The following is a 14,921-nucleotide window of genomic DNA, read 5'->3' as shown; positions in this document are numbered from 1 at the left end:
GCGTGCTCACATCGACGCGTCGTGCGGACCGGCCACGGGCTGCAACCGGAACAGGCGCACGACCCGACCCGAGTCCCGCTCGTATCCCCGATAGCCGGGCCACTGCGCCTCGATGCGCGCCCAGGCGGCGTCGCGCTCGTCGTCGGGGATGCGGCTCGCGCGCACGTGCATGCGTCGTCCGCGCACGGTGATCGACGCGTCGGGGTGCGTGATCAGGTTGTAGGTCCAGCCCGGATGCCGCTCCTGCGCGAAGGTCGTGCCGGCCACGATCGCGCGGCCACGGCCGTCGGGCGTGTACATGAGGTACGTGTCGCGGGGCTCGCCCGACCTCGCGCCGGTCGTGTGGAGCACCAGCGACGGCACGAGCAGACCGCTCAGCTGCACGCGCCCGCCGGTGAGCGCCGCCACGAGGCGTTCGGCCGGCGGCAGCAGCACGGGCCCGATCGCCCGGAACAGCCGGGTGCGCGTGATCGGCGCGATCACGGAGCGGACGACCTGCAGCACGGTGGGCACGTGCCCATTCTGCTCGGGGCGCACGACCTCGGGAAGCACCTCGCGCCGCGGATCGCCGGCCGGCGTCGGCCCGGCTCGGGCGGCTACCCCGCTGACCGCGGCTCGTCAATCCCCTGCGGCCGCACCGTGCCCAGCCGTACCGTGGGCGCAGGCCGCCGCGATCGCGATCGGCCGCGACGATCGGAGGAACCATGTCGGACGCGCGCCCGGGAGCGCCCTTCGAGGGCGAGTACACCGACTCGGAGCTGCCGCTCAGCGCGGAGCTGCCGAAGGAGGAGTACGAGGAGGTCGAGGAGGTCGTCGACGCGGACCGGGACGGGCGCGGCGATGACGAGGTCGACGAGGTCGAGGTCGTCGAGATCGTCGAGATCGACGACGGCACCACCTCCCCCGAACGCTGACCCGAAGACTGGCGGCCGGGCGCACGATGGCAGGGATCGGCGCCCGGCCGTCGCACGCGCCCGCGCCGGCGCGGGAGAACCCGACGCGTCAGGGTGCCCGCATCACGGCGCCGGCGGATGCTGCGCCGCCAGCTCCTTCTCGACCGCCTCGCGGGCCGAGGCGAGTTCCGTCGCGGCATCCGTCGCCCGTCGCTCGGCCCGCTGCAGCCGTCGCAGGGCGAGCGTCGGGGCGCCGTGCCGAGCATGCACGCGGTCGTGGTCCTCGTCGACGCCCGCCACGATGTAGGCGCCGGCGATGAGGATCACCTGCGCCGACAGGTTGATCCACAGCAGCAGGGCGATCAGGGACGCGAACGACGCCAGCAGCGGGTTGGCAGAGGCGCCGCCCACGAAGAGGCTCGAGAGCAGCTGCAGGACGAGCAGGCCGGCGCCGCCGAGGAGGGCGCCCGTCCACAGCGCCCGCCCGCTCGGCCGGAGCCCCGAGAGGACCCGGAACATCGCCGCGATGACGAGCGTGTCGATCGCGAAGATGACGATCATCGAGCCGATCCTGACGAGGACGTCGAAGGCCGGCTCGCGCGTCGAGATCCCGAGCCAGCCGAAGAGGGTGGTGAGGGCGTTCGTGCTCACGAAGGTCACCACGGCCGCCGCCGTGAGCGCGGCGCCGAAGCCGACCGCGAGCACGAAGTCCCGCAGCAGCACCCACACGAAGAAGGTCTGGTCGTCGGGCTGGTCGGCGAGGTTGCGGAAGGCGATGCGCAGCGAGCCGACGGCGCCGATGGCCGCGCCCACCAGGCCGACGAGCGCGAAGACGCCGGCGATGCTCAACGTGATGGGGTGGATGAGGTCGTCGGGGTCGATGACGCCGTTCTCACCGATGAGGCCCGGGATCGCCATGCTGATCGTCGTGACGAGCGCCTCCACGGCGTCGGGGCGCCCGGCGAGCCAGATGCCGCCGATCGCGAACCCGAGGAAGACCCCCGCGAACACCGAGAAGAGCGTGCGATAGGTGACGCTGTCGGCGAGCATCGGGCCGTGGTGCTCGAGGTAGATGAACCACGCGCGCACGGGCCGCGTCGCGAGTGCCCAGGCGGTGACCTTCGTGCCCCACGCGACGATCCCGGCGAACGGGCCACCCGGTCGTCGCTGCGTCTGCTGCTCGGCCATGCGGTCAGGCTATCGAGGCGGGGGTCGTGACCGCAGTCGCTTGACAGGCGTGCTCTCGCGATGGGATGACGCCCGGACAGGGGAACGCCCCCGACCGCTCGGCGGTCGGGGGCGTTCCCTGGGGGGTCGCTTCGGGTCGGCGACGGATCAGTACCAGCCCTGCGAGTTGAACGTGTCCCAGGCGCCGCACGGCGTGCCGTAGCGGCCGGCGATGTAGCCGAGGCCCCACGAGATCTGCGTGGCGGGGTTCGTCTCCCAGTCGGCGCCGGCCGTGGCCATCTTGCTGCCCGGCAGTGCCTGCGGGATGCCGTAGGCGCCGCTCGGGTTCGAGGCGTACACGTTCCAGCCCGACTCGTGGTTCCAGAGCTCGACGAGGCAGCCGAACTGGTCGTCGCCCCAGCCGCGCTGGAGCAGCATGTCACGGGCGATGGCCTGGGCGGCCGTCGGGTTCGCGGGCGCGCCGGGGCGCGATGACGACGACGACTGCTTGGCCTCGGCGGCGGCGGCAGCCTCGGCGGCGGCCTTCGCGGCGGCCGTGGCGGCTGCGGCCTGCTCGGCGGCGACGCGGTCGACCTCCGCGACGGCGGCGCGGACGGTCTCGGCGTGCGCCTGCGTGGAGTCGACGAGGTCGAACACGCGCTCGGGGGCGAGGAGCTTGTAGTCGCCGAGGGCGGAGACCTCGGCGGCGAGCGCCGTGGCATCCGTCTTGCCCTGGGCCGCGGTGATGGTGTCGTTGGCGCCGGCGAGGGTGTCCTCGGCCTGCTGCACCGCGCGGGCCTCGAGGATGCCGCCGTGCGCGTCGAGCTGCTGCACGTCGCTGTTGGCGGCGTCGGTGAGCGCTCGGGTCTCGGCGATGCGGTCGTTCTGCGCGGCCACGGCGCCCTGCACGGCGAAGCCGGTGCCGACCATGGCGCCGATGGCGACGACGGCTCCGGCTGCGAGCCACGCTCCGCGACGCCGGCCGCGGTGGCCGCGACGATCGCGGCGGGGGGCGGTCTCGGGATCGGCCGCCTGGATGGACATGGAGTTGTGGGAAGGAGTGGAAGAAGACTGGTTCTGCATGACTTTCACGGGGCGGCTCTCGGGCTTGGGTAGGCGCGTGAACCTTGACTCGACGTTCCGCGGGCGCGGGGGCGCCCGGGCGAAGTGGCCAGTCTGCCGAGGGGTTCTGTACAAACCCTCCTGCGTTCCTGTGAATGTCCTCCAAATTCCGACCCTTGCTCAGGATTCGTGGGAGCAAGTGGGCATCCTGCGCGGTCGTTCGACGGCGGTCGGATGCCGCGCCCGCGCGTCGCCCGACGCCGGCCCGATGCCGTGCCTAGGCCTCGTCCTGGTGCGACCGTCGCAGCTCCATGCTGATCTGGTCGGCGTCGAGGGTCTCGAGCGCGCCGGTGAGCACCGAGGCGCTGAACGTGCCCTCGTCGCGGACCGCGAGGAGGGCCTCGCGCTGGGCAGCGATGATGTCGAGGCGCAGGCTGCGGTAGAGCTCGCGATCGGCCTCCGCGTCGCGTGGTCCGGCCGGCTCGCCGGCGGCCGTGCGGGCCTCGCGGTGCTCCCGCACGACGTCGTCGGCGACGCCGCGGAGCATCTCGAGCAGGTCGGCGCGTTCCGTGCGCGCCGCCTCCCGGTCGATGCCGGCCGGCTTCACGAGCCGCACGAGCCACGGGAGCGTCGCCCCCTGGATGATGAGCGATCCGGCGGCGACGAGGAACGCGATGAAGATGACGAGGGATCGGTCGGGCGTGCCCTGCGGGAGCGTCTGCGCCGCGGCGAGCGTGATGGCGCCGCGCATGCCCGCCCAGACGATCACCGTGCCCTCGCGCCACCCCAGCGGCTCGGCCATGAAGTAGTCGATGTCGGCGACCTTGCGTCGCAGCCGCGACTGGAACCGCTGCAGCGAGGCCGAGGAGATCGCCCGGTCGGGCGGGCGTCGCCGGAACCGCCGACGGCGGGCGGTCACCTCCTCGGAGTCCTCCCCCTCGTCCGTCGTCGGGTCGAGCAGCAGGTCGGCCTGCGTCGGGTCCGCGCGGTCGAGCCGCTCCTGGACGGCGGTGAGGTGCGGCTTCATGCGCTCGCCGCGCCGGAAGCTCCGGCGTTGCAGCCCGAGCATCGGGAAGACGAACAGCGCGCGCACGACGACGACGCCGAGGAGCGTGACCCCCGCGACGCGCGCGCCGAGCTCGATGCCGCGCACCTCGTTCGTCAGGTCGCTGACGATCGTGGACAGCTCGAGGCCCATCACGAGGAAGACCGCGCCCTCGAGGATGAGCTCGATGGTGCGCCAGTTCTGCACGTCCGACATCCGGTGCTGGGGCGAGAGGCTGCGGATGGCGCCGCGACCGGTGACGAGTCCCGCCACGACGGCGGCGACGAGCCCGGATGCCCCGAGCGCCTCGCACGGGACCGCAGCCACGAACGGCACGGCGAAGGAGATGACCGTGTTCACGGTGGCATCCGTGACCCGCGACCGGACCCACAGGTTGACCTTGCCCACCACGTACCCGATGACCACGGCGACCGTCACGGCGAACACGAAGTCGCCGATGATCTCCCAGAACGTGATGGACGCGGCGGTCGCGGCGATCGCCGAGCGGAGGAGCACGAGCGCCGTCGCGTCGTTGAGCAGGCTCTCGCCCTCGAGCACGGTCACGATGCGGGGCGTCACGCCCACGCGCTTCACGATCGAGGTGGCCACGGCATCGGTCGGGCTCACGATGGCGCCGAGCGCGATGCCCGCGGCGAGGCTCAGCCCGGGCACGATCCAGGTGAACAGCAGTCCCATCGCGACCGAGCTCACGACGACGAGGGCCACGGACAGCCCGCTGATCGCCCCGAACTCGCGCCGGAACTCCATCGACGGCATCGCGACCGAGGCCGAGTAGAGCAGCGGCGGGAGGACGCCCGCGATGATCCACTCGGGGTCGATCTCGATGTCGGGCACGAACGGCAGGAAGCTCACGAGGATGCCGACGATGACGAGCAGGAGCGGCGGGGAGACGCGGACGCGCGGGCCGAGCGCCGTCGCGGCGGCGATGCCGAGGAGGCCGAGCACGACGACGACGAGGAGCTCCACCGACGATCACCTCCCCCGGGATCCTGCCGCCAAGTCTGGCGCATGGCGGCCCGCGGGCGCGACGACGGCTCGGCGATCGTGGCTCGGACGCGGCTCAGCGATCGTGGAAGTCGGGATACCCCGGCCAGTCCCCCGGGCCGTGCGAACGCACGAATGCGTGGTGCACCTGCTCGCACGCGCCGCGCAGGGTCGTGCCCCAGCCGAGCAGCCGCCCGCCGAACTCGGCGCGGTACCGCACCAGGCCGTCGACGCGCACGATCGTGACGGTGCCGTACTCGCGGCCGGTGCTGTCGATCAGGCGCCAGCATCCGGGTTCGGGCTCGGCCGCGGCGAGGATCGGGTGCCAGGTGGTGGCCAGTGCTGCTCCTTCCAGAGCGCCCCGGCCGGCGTGGCTCCATCGTACGTCCGCGGAGCGACGGCGGCGCGTCCGCCAACCGACGTCGGCGCTCACAGGGAAGTCACAGCGGGGAGGCCCGAAGTGCGGAACAGGATGGCCGCGTCACCTGTTTTCTCTGGTGACGCCGTGAATCGCCAGCCGGTCGATCGTGCGTCGAGCGCCACAGCCAGCGGCGCCCGCGAAGGAGGATACGAAGTGCCACAGGACTACCGCAGGACTCCCGAGGCGGTCGCCCGCCTCACCCCCCAGCAGTACAAGGTCACGCAGGAGGACGCCACCGAGCCGGCGTTCCGCAACCAGTACTGGAACAATCACGAGCCCGGCATCTACGTCGACGTCGTCTCGGGGCAGCCGCTGTTCGCCTCGACCGACAAGTACGACAGCCGGTCGGGCTGGCCGAGCTTCACCCGGCCGATCGAGCCCGACGCCGTCACCGAGAAGGTCGACCGGACGCTCTGGATGAAGCGCATCGAGGTGCGCTCCTCGGGCGCCGACAGCCACCTCGGGCACGTGTTCGACGACGGCCCGATCGAGGAGGGCGGCCTGCGCTACTGCATGAACTCCGCCGCGATGCGGTTCGTGCCCGCCGCCGACCTCGAGGCGGAGGGGTACGGCCAGTACCGCTCGCTGTTCCCGACGACGACCCCGGATGCCGCGGCATCCGAGAAGGAGGACGCATCATGACCAACCCCGGCGAGATCACCAGCATCCCCGGCACCGAGACCGCCGTGCTGGCGGGCGGCTGCTTCTGGGGCATGGAGGACCTGCTCCGCAAGCGCCCCGGCGTGCTCGACACGCGTGTCGGCTACACCGGCGGCGACGTGCCGAACGCGACGTACCGCAACCACGGCACGCACGCCGAGGCCCTCGAGATCGTGTACGACCCGTCGAAGGTGTCGTACCGCGACCTGCTCGAGTTCTTCTTCCAGATCCACGACCCGTCGACCAGGAACCGCCAGGGCAACGACATCGGGATGAGCTACCGCTCGGCGATCTTCCCGACGACGCCCGAGCAGGAGGTCACGGCGTACGAGACCATCGCCGACGTCGACGCCTCCGGCATCTGGCCGGGGCCGGCGACCACCGAGGTCTCCCCCGCTGGTCCGTTCTGGGAGGCGGAGCCCGAGCACCAGGACTACCTGGAGCGCTACCCCAACGGGTACACGTGCCACTACGTGCGACCCGGCTGGAAGCTGCCGAAGCGCGACGCGGAGACCGTGGCGTAATCGGCGTGACCTGATGTGAACGGCCCCGGCGGGTATCCCGCCGGGGCCGTTCCGCGCTCAGTCCGGCATGATGCCGCGCACCGCCCATGCCCGGGCGACGAGCCGGATCGACCCGTCGTCCTCGAACGGGAGCAGCCTGCGCAGCCGCTCCCGCAGCCGCGCGCGAGTCGGCTCGTCGAGCGACATCGCATAGGCCGGCGCGACGCCCTGCCCGCCGAGGAACGGGGTCCAGTAGTCCTCGAAGTCGCGGAAGACCGTCGGGATCTCGATGCCCGTCGTCTCGACGTCGAGGAGGCCCGCTCCCGCGAACCGCCACGTGAGCGCCTCGGGCGTGAAGTCCGAGAAGCGGTCGCGCTCGTCGAACGCCGTCGCCGCCGGGTCGAGGTCGTCGGCTGCGTCCCAGAACCATCGCATGAGCTCCATGCGCTCGGCGTAGTCCCACACGTAGGCGGCCACGACGCCGCCGCCGACCGTGACGCGGGTCATCTCGGCGAGCCCGCGGTCGGGATCGGGCACGAAGTTGAGCGAGAGCCCCGACACCACGACGTCCATTGAGGCGTCGTCGATCGGCAGCGCCTCGGCTCCCGCCCGGTGGAACGTGACGCGGTTGCCGAGCTCGGTGACTGCCGCCTCGAGGAACCCCTCGGACGGGTCGGCGCCGTCGACGGTGGCCGGCATCGCGTGCTCGAGGATCGCGGCGCTCAGCGCGCCCGTGCCGCAGCCGACGTCGAGCCAGCGCAGCCCGGCGGGCATGCGCAGCCAGTCGAGGAAGCGCGGCGCGATCTCGCGACTCCACCGTCCGATGTACGACTCGTAGGCGCGTCCGTGCGTCCACGTGTCGGGCCCGCGTTGCTGAGCCATGCCATCACGCTACCCGGGCACGCCGATGCGGTCGAGCGCATCCTGCACGATCGTGAGGCCCTCGAGGCCCGGCATCCCGCTGATGCTGTCGTCGACCTTGCGGGCCGCGCGCCGGCCTTCCGGGCCGCTCATGAGGTGCGTCATCACGTGCCGGACGTCGTCATCCGTCGAGATGCTCGAGCCGACCGGCGCCCAGAACCGGCTCAGCGCGAAGCGCGTCACCTTCCGCGCCTTGGCGCTCGCCGCGAGCCGCTCGCGCGCCTGCGAGGTGTAGAACGCGACGTGCCTCGCCTCCTGCTTCGCGATGCGTTGCAGGAGCTCGGCGAGCACCGGATGCTCCTCGAGGTCGGCCATGCGCTGGTACGCCGTGATCGCCGACCACTCGTTCGCCGCGCCCCACGACATGTGCACGGCGACGAAGTCCGAGCCGACGAGCGAGCCGAGCACGGACTGCTTGATCGGATCGAGCCGGTCGCGCCAGCCGAGCTTCAGACGGCTCGCCTTCAGGGCGTCGTAGTCGACCGTGACGTCGTGCATCGCGAGCACCGCCGCGAGCGCCTCGCCGTGCCAGAACTCCTCTCGGTTCCACATCGTCATGAACGCGCTGACGTCGGCCTCGCGGTGCGAGGGCGTGGTGAGGAGGTCGCGGGTGTAGCAGACGGTGTGGTACTCGACGTCGGCCATGTACCGCAGGGTTCGCAGCGACTCGGCGGGCAGCGGCCGGTCGCGGAACGACTCGAGGTCGAGGTCGTCCCAGGCGACGCTCACGGAGGTCGCGGTGTAGCGGTCGATGTCGAACGCCATCAGGCCCCCTTCCCGCCTGCGACCATGCAATCACGCCATGGGCCGGGCCGCGAGGGTCGTGAGGCCGGCGGTGACGGATGCCGCGGTGCGCGCGTCCAGGCCCGGCAGTGCACGGATGTCGTGCGCAAGCGTGCGCAGGGCGGCGTCGCCGGCCGCGCCGCCGAACGCGAGCCGGGCGAACGCGGCGAGCTCCGCCGGCCCGACCGCGGATCGGCCGAGGGGCCACGCCGTGCGGCGGAGCTCGCGTCGGGCGAGCCGGGCCGCCCGAGTGGAACCCCCGAGCCGCGCCCGGGCCTCCGCCTCGAAGAACTCCGCGTGGCGCGCCTTCACCCGCAGGATGCGGTCGACCGCGGCGGCGAGCGCCGGGCTGTGCGCGACGTCGACGACGCGCAGGTGGGCGGCGCGCAGCATCCGATCGTCGACGAAGCCGACGGCCATGTGCACGCCGACGACGGCCCAGCCCTGCGAGAACCCCGCGAGCGCACGGCGCACCGGGCCTCGACCCGCGGATGCCTCGACCCGTCGGGTCGGCGCGGCCGGTTCACTCGAATGACCCGGTCGGCCGTGACCGCCCGGCTCACCCCCGGTGCCCACAGCGACGATCGCGCGCAGCGCGTCGGCGATCCAGAATTTCTCGAACGCCCACGTCACGAGGAACGCGGTCACCCGGGCGTCCTTGTGGGTCGTCGTGACGAGCACGTTCCGGAGGTGCGCCATCGTCGCGCCCTCGAGCACTCCGAGCGCGCCGAGCGTGCGTGCGACCTCGGGCGGCAGCGGCTCGGCGGCGATCGCCGCGAGGTCGAGCTCATCGCGGAGGCTCCCCTGCGCGGTGCGGGCGAACTCGCGCACGTCGAATGCCGTGGGCTCATGGTGGGCCGCGCTCACCGTCATGGCCCGAGGCTACTCCCAGCTTCCGGCTCTGGCGGCGCGATGCGGGCTGCCGTAGCGTTCGGCGTGGCGACCGGAGACGAGTCGCCGCTTCGTATGGATGAGGGGAAACGACATGACGGATGCGACGACGAAGCCCACGATCGTGCTGGTGCACGGGGCGTGGGCCGACGGTTCCAGCTGGGACGCCGTGACGAGGGCGTTGCAGGCGCAGGGCTATACCGTGCTGGTGCCGCCGAACCTGTTGCGAGGACTCGCCGATGACGCCGCGTACGTGGCGTCGTTCCTCGCCCAGCGGACGAGCGGACCGGTCGTGCTCGTCGGCCACTCCTACGGCGGCGCCGTCATCACGAACGCGGGGAACCAGGCCGGCGATGTCCGAGCACTGGTGTACGTGAACGCCTTCATGCCCGACGAGGGCGAGAGCGTGCTGCAGATCCTCGAGGGGTCGTCGTCGGCGCTCGCCGTCGCGGACCCCACCACCGTGTTCGACATCGCAGGCTATCCGGGCGCTCCCGAGGGCGCGGCCGAAGTCTTCCTGAAGCCCGAGGTCGTGCACGGGTCGTTCGCGCAGGACCTGCCCGAGGCCGACCGCTGGACGATCGTCGCGAGCCAACGGCCGGCGTCGCTCGTGGCGAACGTCGTCCCGTCGGGGCCACCCGCCTGGCGCACCATCCCCAGCTGGGCGGTGATCGGCACCGCTGACCGGGTCATCCCGGTCGATGTCCTCCGCCGCCTGGCGGAGCGCGCCGGGTCGACGGTGAGCGAACTCGACGCGTCCCACGTGTCGATGGTGTCGCATCCGGATGCGACGGTGGACGCCATCCTTGCCGCAGCAGGTTCGATCGAGCCGTAGCCCAGTCCCGAGCGCCCGGCCGCCGCTGCTTCGGCGCGGCCGGGGCGCTCGTCGTCGGAACGGCTAGAACTTGCCGCCGAGGGCCTTGTTCTTCAGCGCCTCGTACTCCCCGTCGCTGATGACGCCCTGGTCGCGGAGCGCCTTCGCCTTCGCGATCTCGTCGGACGGGCTGGCGAACGAGATCTTCCGCATTTCGGCGTCGGAGTACTCCACGTACTCGGGCCGGCGTTCCGCGGAGCGTTCGGCCATGCCCTTGCCGCGCGCGATGAGGTAGACGAGCGCGGTGAGGAACGGCACGAAGATCAGGAAGATCAGCCAGACGGCCTTCAGCCACCCGTTCAGCGAGTGGTCGCGGAAGATGTCGATGACGATGTAGATGAGCACGAAGAGGTATGCGACCCACACGAAGACCCAGAAGAAGAACCAGAAGATGTCCCAGACACTGCCGATGAAGTTCATCGCTTCCCTTTCGCCCGCCCCAGGACCCGCCGGCGCGGCAGGTCGTCTCATGCCACAACCTACTCGCGGGCTGCGATCGGGCGCTCGAGAATTCCGTGTCGGCGTGTCGTGGAACTCGCGGCGGGCTCACAGCATCGATCGGATACAGTCCCGTCGGGAGCCCTGAGTTCCACCCCCGCCGCGCGAGGGATCCGAGGAGTCGACGAGGACGTCGGCGGCCTCGTCGAGAACTCGCGCGGCGGCACAGCGGGTGCTGCAGCCGCAGGTTCGCGCACCGGTTCCCGTGCTCGTGCCGATCGGCTACACGACTGGTCGCTGTGGCTCATCGCGCTCGGTGTGCTGCTGCTCGTGACTGCATGACCCCGCGATCAGCCCCGCGGCAGGTCGTCGCGCTCGACCACCCGGTCCTCGTCCCACGGCTCGACCCAGCCGAGCTCGTCGAACATGCGCGACAGCATCAGCCCGGTCACGCCCCAGACGACGCGACCGCCGACCTCGAACGCCGGCGACCGCCACATGCGGCCCTGGTAGCTGCCCACGACGTTCCCGCGGTTCGCGGAATCGAGCAGGTCCGCCACCGGCACGCGGAACACCTCCACCGACTCGTCGTGGTCGACCGCCGCGACCTCCGAGGGACGCGTCCACCAGGCCGGCACGGGCGTCACGACGTGGTTGCTCACCGGGACCGGCATCGGCGGCAGCGTGCCGAGCGGTTCGATGCCGTCGGGATCGAGGCCGGTCTCCTCGACCGCCTCGCGCAACGCGGCCGCGATCGGGCCGTCGTCGGATGCCTCGAGCCGCCCACCCGGGAACGCGATCTGCCCGGCGTGGCTCGCGAGCGTGGCCGCCCGACGGAGCAGCAGCACGTCGAGGTCCCGGGGCATCGGACCCGCCGAACGCGCCGGGATGGAGTCGAGGTCGCCGAACAGCACGAGCACCGCGGCCGGACGCGCTCCCCCGGCATCCGCCAGCGCTTCGGTGAGGTCGGGACGCCACTCGAGACCCCGCTCGCACAGCGCCAGGAGCTCGGATCGGGGATCTGCTGACGTCGGCGGCATGCGTTCATGCTACGAGGGCTCGTGATGGAAGCGCTCTCCACCCCAGCAGGCCGAGCGGATGGGCGAGCCCACGGCTGCCACGCCGCCCGCGGTGTGGGAAGCCCACCGATCCTCGTAGGACGGTCGTTCAGCTCGCCGTCTCGGGCCCCTCGGGAAGGACGCCCGCGGCCCGGGCCGGCTCGGCGTATGCGCGCGCCAGGTCGGCGACGGACGCGTGCGCGTTGAGCCCGCTCGGGTTGGGCACGACCCACAGCTCAGCGTCGGCGATCGGCTCGTCCTGCCGCCCGGCGCGAGCCTTCGGGTGATCGAAGCCCTGGCGGTAGGCGGTCAGGCCGACGATGGCGACCACGCGCGGCCGCCAGCGCGCGACGTCGTCGGCCAGGCGCACCGCCCCCTCGCGCAGCTCGGCCCGATCGAGCTCGTCGGCGCGGGCGGTCGCCCGGTGCACGAGGTTCGAGATGCCGATCCCGGCGTCGAGGAACATCCGCTGATCAGCCTCGGTGAGCCCATCGGCGAAGTCGGGGACGCGCGGGATGATGCCCGCCGCCGCGAGCGCCGGGTAGAAGCGGTTGCCGGGATGCGCGAAGTGGGTGCCCGTCGCGGCCGTCCACAGCCCGGGGTTGATGCCGACGAAGACGAGCCGCGGATGCGCGGGCATCAGGTCGTCGACGCTGGCGCCCCGGAACGACTCGAGTTCGGCGCGCGTGAATCCCATGAGACGATTCTGCGGCCCGCGTGTGACCTTCGCCTCGCCGGCGACATTCCCAAGGTGAGGAGGTGCACGTGGATGCAGAGGAGGACACCGATGCCGATCTCTTACGGAGGGTGGCGGCCGGTGACCAGAAGGCGTTGTCGATCGTGTTCGATCGGCACGCGAAGGCCGTGACCAGGTACGCGTGGGCACTGGCCCCGAGCCGCACGGACGTCGAGGAGGTCGTGCAGGACACGTTCGTCACGATGTGGCGCAAGGCGGCGTCGATCACGATCGCCGAGGCATCGCTGCTGCCGTGGCTGCTCGTGACCTGCCGGTTCCTCGCACGGAACGCCGCCCGGAAGGCGGCACGCAACCGCGCGGACGCGCTCCCCGAGGAGCACTCCCGCGACCTGCTCGCGCTCGACGGCCGGCGCGGCGATGCGGAGCGTGCGCGTGAGGACCTGCGCTGGGTGCTCGAGGAGATCGAGCGACTCGATCCGATCGATCGCCAGGTGTGCGAGCTGTGCCTCGTGGAGGGCGTGCCCTACGCCCAGGTCGCACGCCGGATGAACCTCACCGTCGGTGCGGTGAAGCAACGGGTGTCTCGAAGCCGGGCACGACTGCGGAAGGCGGTGACCGTCGATGAGAACTGAACCTCCGAAGGGCGACGAACTCGACCGCATGCTCGCCGACATCAAGGGCAGGGTGCAGGATGCCGCGGCGCACACGCCGGCGGCCCGGCGCACCCGGATCGACCGCATCGTCGGCGCCGTCGTGGCCGCGGTCCTGGCGCTCGGACTCGGATCCGCCGGCGCGGCATTCGCGTTCGGGATCCTGCCGCAGACGCCGACCGAGCCCGAACCTGCGTCCATCGCGAGCCCGGCCGCGACCGCTCCACCCGCGAGAACGTTCCCGGTCGAAACCGCGCCGCCCGCACCCGTCGATCCCGGGCCGACGCCTCGGATCGGGCTCACCTGCGACGACCTCGTCGACACGGCCGCGCTCGTCGCGTTCCTCGGTGACAGCGGCACGCCGGTGCTCGGCCCGGTGAGCCAGATCGCCGACACGGACGAGTTGTACATGTCCACACCCGATCGGGCCGCTGCCGAACAGCTCGGCGCTCTGACCTGCGTCTGGTCGAACGGCGTAGCGGCCGGGAGCGGGCAGCCGTGGAGCGGGGAGCCGCTCCGCCAGGCCGTGTCCCTGGCGGTCTTGCCCGAGGGCCTCGATGCAGCGGCACGATACGTCGATGCCTACCAGAGTGCGGACCCGACCTACGGCGACCACGTTCAGGGACCCCGATGCGTCACGGAGATCGGATACTGCGAGCTCTTCGGCGTCGTCGGCTCGACGTGGGTCGAGTTGCGCATCGACGGCATCGTCCAGACGGGAAGTTCGGTCGAGGACCTTCGCGCTCGCTTCCGGAACGTCACGGACCCGCTCGTCTCACGCCTGTCCGACGTGTCGATCGCAGAGCCCTGGACGCCCGCCTCATCGAGCCCGAGCGCGGCAGCGGAGTGCGCGACCATCGCGCCGACCGACGCCATCATGCCGTTGACCGGCGTCGCGGATCTGCGTGTCGCCGAGTTCTGGGACGGACCGAGGATCGGCCAGTACTGGTACGCGAAGGACCAGGTCGGAGCGGATCGCTGCCTCCTGCAGCTTCCGATGAGCGATCGGCACCTCGGCAGTATCGGCGTGCTTCCGAACGGTGCCTGGGCGTTCGAGCGATACGCCGCTGGATGGTCGGCGAGTGACGCGGTGAGCGTCGGACTTCCTGCGGCGAACGGTGGCACCGCGTTGTCGCGCTGCGAGGACGACACGCGCGACTGCCGGATCGACTTCGTGGTCGGCGACGACTGGGTGAGCGTCGGGGTACCTCCGAAGCGGATCGACGGAGACGAACTCACCGATGAGGTCGAGATGACCCGCTCCAACATCGTCCAGATCGGCACGATCGTCGCGGAGCGGATCGCGGCCCTGTCGAAGTAGCTCGGAGACTCGGTGCAGCCCCGCCGGGGCCGCACCGAGTCGACGGGCTCGCCTCAGCCCACCAGCTCGTCGGCGCCCATCTCGCGGGCGATGACGGCGAAGTCGTGCTTCGTGATCTCGAGATGGCCGCGCCGCAGCTGGTAGCCCCAGTTCGCGTTGCCGCGCGTCAGGTCGAGCACGGGCAGGAGCGGCGCGATCGGCGCCGACCGGGCGTGCGACGAGTACGCCATCGCGCGGCGCCACGGACGGAAGCCGGCCATCAGGTTCGGATCCTCCTCGGCCTGGTAGACGTCGCCGTCGGCGACGCGGCCGATCGCGGTGAACTCGCGGAGCGGATCGCCGTCGGGATAGCTCGTCTTCGGCGAGTAGTACACGAACCCGTCGCCCGGCTGCATCCGCTGCACGCCGCCTCGCTTGCCGTGGTTCGTCTGGGCGATCCCCCACTCGACGCCGAGGAGCACGTGCGCACGCTGCACGACGCCGAGCCAGTACCTGGTCATGCGCACATCGTCCCACCCGCCTCGGACACCGC

General features: G+C 71.7%; 18 protein-coding genes. 6 read left to right on the top strand and 12 right to left on the bottom strand.

Annotation, left to right across the window (positions count from 1 at the left end):
• Positions 1–6 precede the first annotated feature (6 nt).
• The gene (locus tag ACWEOH_RS14235) at positions 7–513 is read right to left on the bottom strand and encodes a nitroreductase family deazaflavin-dependent oxidoreductase (protein WP_452032071.1); all 507 of its coding nucleotides are present in this window, start codon (positions 511–513) and stop codon (positions 7–9) included.
• A 191-nt stretch (positions 514–704) separates the two neighbouring features.
• On the opposite strand from ACWEOH_RS14235, the gene ACWEOH_RS14230 reads away from it, so the two are divergent.
• Positions 705–914 carry a hypothetical protein gene (locus ACWEOH_RS14230; RefSeq protein ID WP_452032069.1) on the top strand — a complete coding sequence of 70 codons (210 nt, stop codon included), beginning with the start codon at positions 705–707 and terminating at the stop codon, positions 912–914.
• A gap of 102 nt (positions 915–1,016) precedes the next feature.
• Here ACWEOH_RS14230 and ACWEOH_RS14225 read toward each other — a convergent pair whose 3' ends face one another.
• The 4 genes from ACWEOH_RS14225 to ACWEOH_RS14210 form a co-directional block, all read right to left on the bottom strand.
• Positions 1,017–2,081 carry a YihY/virulence factor BrkB family protein gene (locus ACWEOH_RS14225; RefSeq protein ID WP_452032067.1) on the bottom strand — a complete coding sequence of 355 codons (1,065 nt, stop codon included), beginning with the start codon at positions 2,079–2,081 and terminating at the stop codon, positions 1,017–1,019.
• A gap of 147 nt (positions 2,082–2,228) precedes the next feature.
• A complete protein-coding gene (locus ACWEOH_RS14220) occupies positions 2,229–3,104 on the bottom strand; it encodes an aggregation-promoting factor C-terminal-like domain-containing protein (RefSeq protein WP_452032065.1) in 876 nt (291 codons plus the stop codon).
• A gap of 295 nt (positions 3,105–3,399) precedes the next feature.
• Positions 3,400–5,154 (bottom strand): cation:proton antiporter, encoded by a 1,755-nt coding sequence (locus ACWEOH_RS14215; RefSeq protein WP_452032063.1) that lies wholly within the window; start codon positions 5,152–5,154, stop codon positions 3,400–3,402.
• A gap of 94 nt (positions 5,155–5,248) precedes the next feature.
• Positions 5,249–5,605 carry a hypothetical protein gene (locus ACWEOH_RS14210; RefSeq protein WP_452032061.1) on the bottom strand — a complete coding sequence of 119 codons (357 nt, stop codon included), beginning with the start codon at positions 5,603–5,605 and terminating at the stop codon, positions 5,249–5,251.
• Positions 5,606–5,746: 141 nt separating this feature from the next.
• Between ACWEOH_RS14210 and msrB the strand changes: the two genes are divergently transcribed.
• On the top strand, positions 5,747–6,235 hold the full coding sequence (gene msrB, locus ACWEOH_RS14205; protein WP_452032059.1) for a peptide-methionine (R)-S-oxide reductase MsrB: 489 nt from the start codon (positions 5,747–5,749) through the stop codon (positions 6,233–6,235).
• A complete protein-coding gene (gene msrA / locus ACWEOH_RS14200; protein WP_187432725.1) occupies positions 6,232–6,777 on the top strand; it encodes a peptide-methionine (S)-S-oxide reductase MsrA in 546 nt (181 codons plus the stop codon). The genes msrB and msrA overlap by 4 nt, the downstream gene beginning before the upstream one ends.
• Positions 6,778–6,834: 57 nt before the next feature.
• Here msrA and ACWEOH_RS14195 read toward each other — a convergent pair whose 3' ends face one another.
• Genes ACWEOH_RS14195 through ACWEOH_RS14185 form a run of 3 tightly spaced genes read right to left on the bottom strand, consistent with a single transcriptional unit; the run spans position 6,835 to position 9,333 of the window.
• A complete protein-coding gene (locus ACWEOH_RS14195; protein ID WP_452032057.1) occupies positions 6,835–7,638 on the bottom strand; it encodes a class I SAM-dependent methyltransferase in 804 nt (267 codons plus the stop codon).
• 9 nt (positions 7,639–7,647) lie between these two features.
• Positions 7,648–8,442 (bottom strand): ferritin-like domain-containing protein, encoded by a 795-nt coding sequence (locus ACWEOH_RS14190; protein ID WP_452032055.1) that lies wholly within the window; start codon positions 8,440–8,442, stop codon positions 7,648–7,650.
• Between the two features lie 30 nt (positions 8,443–8,472).
• A complete protein-coding gene (locus tag ACWEOH_RS14185) occupies positions 8,473–9,333 on the bottom strand; it encodes a hypothetical protein (protein ID WP_452032053.1) in 861 nt (286 codons plus the stop codon).
• A 112-nt stretch (positions 9,334–9,445) separates the two neighbouring features.
• Between ACWEOH_RS14185 and ACWEOH_RS14180 the strand changes: the two genes are divergently transcribed.
• Complete coding sequence (locus ACWEOH_RS14180) at positions 9,446–10,186, top strand: alpha/beta fold hydrolase (RefSeq protein ID WP_452032051.1); 741 nt, start codon at positions 9,446–9,448, stop codon at positions 10,184–10,186.
• Positions 10,187–10,249: 63 nt separating this feature from the next.
• Here ACWEOH_RS14180 and ACWEOH_RS14175 read toward each other — a convergent pair whose 3' ends face one another.
• The 3 genes from ACWEOH_RS14175 to ACWEOH_RS14165 all read right to left on the bottom strand — a co-directional run bounded on the left by ACWEOH_RS14175 (position 10,250) and on the right by ACWEOH_RS14165 (position 12,418).
• Positions 10,250–10,645 carry an SHOCT domain-containing protein gene (locus ACWEOH_RS14175; RefSeq protein ID WP_452032049.1) on the bottom strand — a complete coding sequence of 132 codons (396 nt, stop codon included), beginning with the start codon at positions 10,643–10,645 and terminating at the stop codon, positions 10,250–10,252.
• 368 nt (positions 10,646–11,013) lie between these two features.
• Entirely contained in the window at positions 11,014–11,703 is a 690-nt protein-coding gene (locus tag ACWEOH_RS14170; protein WP_452032047.1) for an NUDIX hydrolase, read from the bottom strand.
• A 127-nt stretch (positions 11,704–11,830) separates the two neighbouring features.
• The gene (locus ACWEOH_RS14165; RefSeq protein ID WP_452032045.1) at positions 11,831–12,418 is read right to left on the bottom strand and encodes a mismatch-specific DNA-glycosylase; all 588 of its coding nucleotides are present in this window, start codon (positions 12,416–12,418) and stop codon (positions 11,831–11,833) included.
• A gap of 68 nt (positions 12,419–12,486) precedes the next feature.
• On the opposite strand from ACWEOH_RS14165, the gene ACWEOH_RS14160 reads away from it, so the two are divergent.
• Positions 12,487–13,050 carry an RNA polymerase sigma factor gene (locus tag ACWEOH_RS14160; protein WP_452032043.1) on the top strand — a complete coding sequence of 188 codons (564 nt, stop codon included), beginning with the start codon at positions 12,487–12,489 and terminating at the stop codon, positions 13,048–13,050.
• The gene (locus ACWEOH_RS14155; protein WP_452032041.1) at positions 13,040–14,389 is read left to right on the top strand and encodes a hypothetical protein; all 1,350 of its coding nucleotides are present in this window, start codon (positions 13,040–13,042) and stop codon (positions 14,387–14,389) included. Before ACWEOH_RS14160 ends, ACWEOH_RS14155 begins: the two co-directional genes overlap by 11 nt.
• A 53-nt stretch (positions 14,390–14,442) precedes the next feature.
• On the opposite strand, the gene ACWEOH_RS14150 is transcribed toward ACWEOH_RS14155, so the two are convergent.
• On the bottom strand, positions 14,443–14,889 hold the full coding sequence (locus ACWEOH_RS14150; RefSeq protein WP_452032039.1) for an EVE domain-containing protein: 447 nt from the start codon (positions 14,887–14,889) through the stop codon (positions 14,443–14,445).
• Positions 14,890–14,921 lie beyond the last annotated feature (32 nt).

It is taken from the genome of Agromyces sp. NPDC004153 (genome assembly GCF_053603635.1).
The sequence above is the reverse complement of the archived record's forward strand: the minus strand, read 5'-3'. Positions and strand labels throughout refer to the sequence as shown.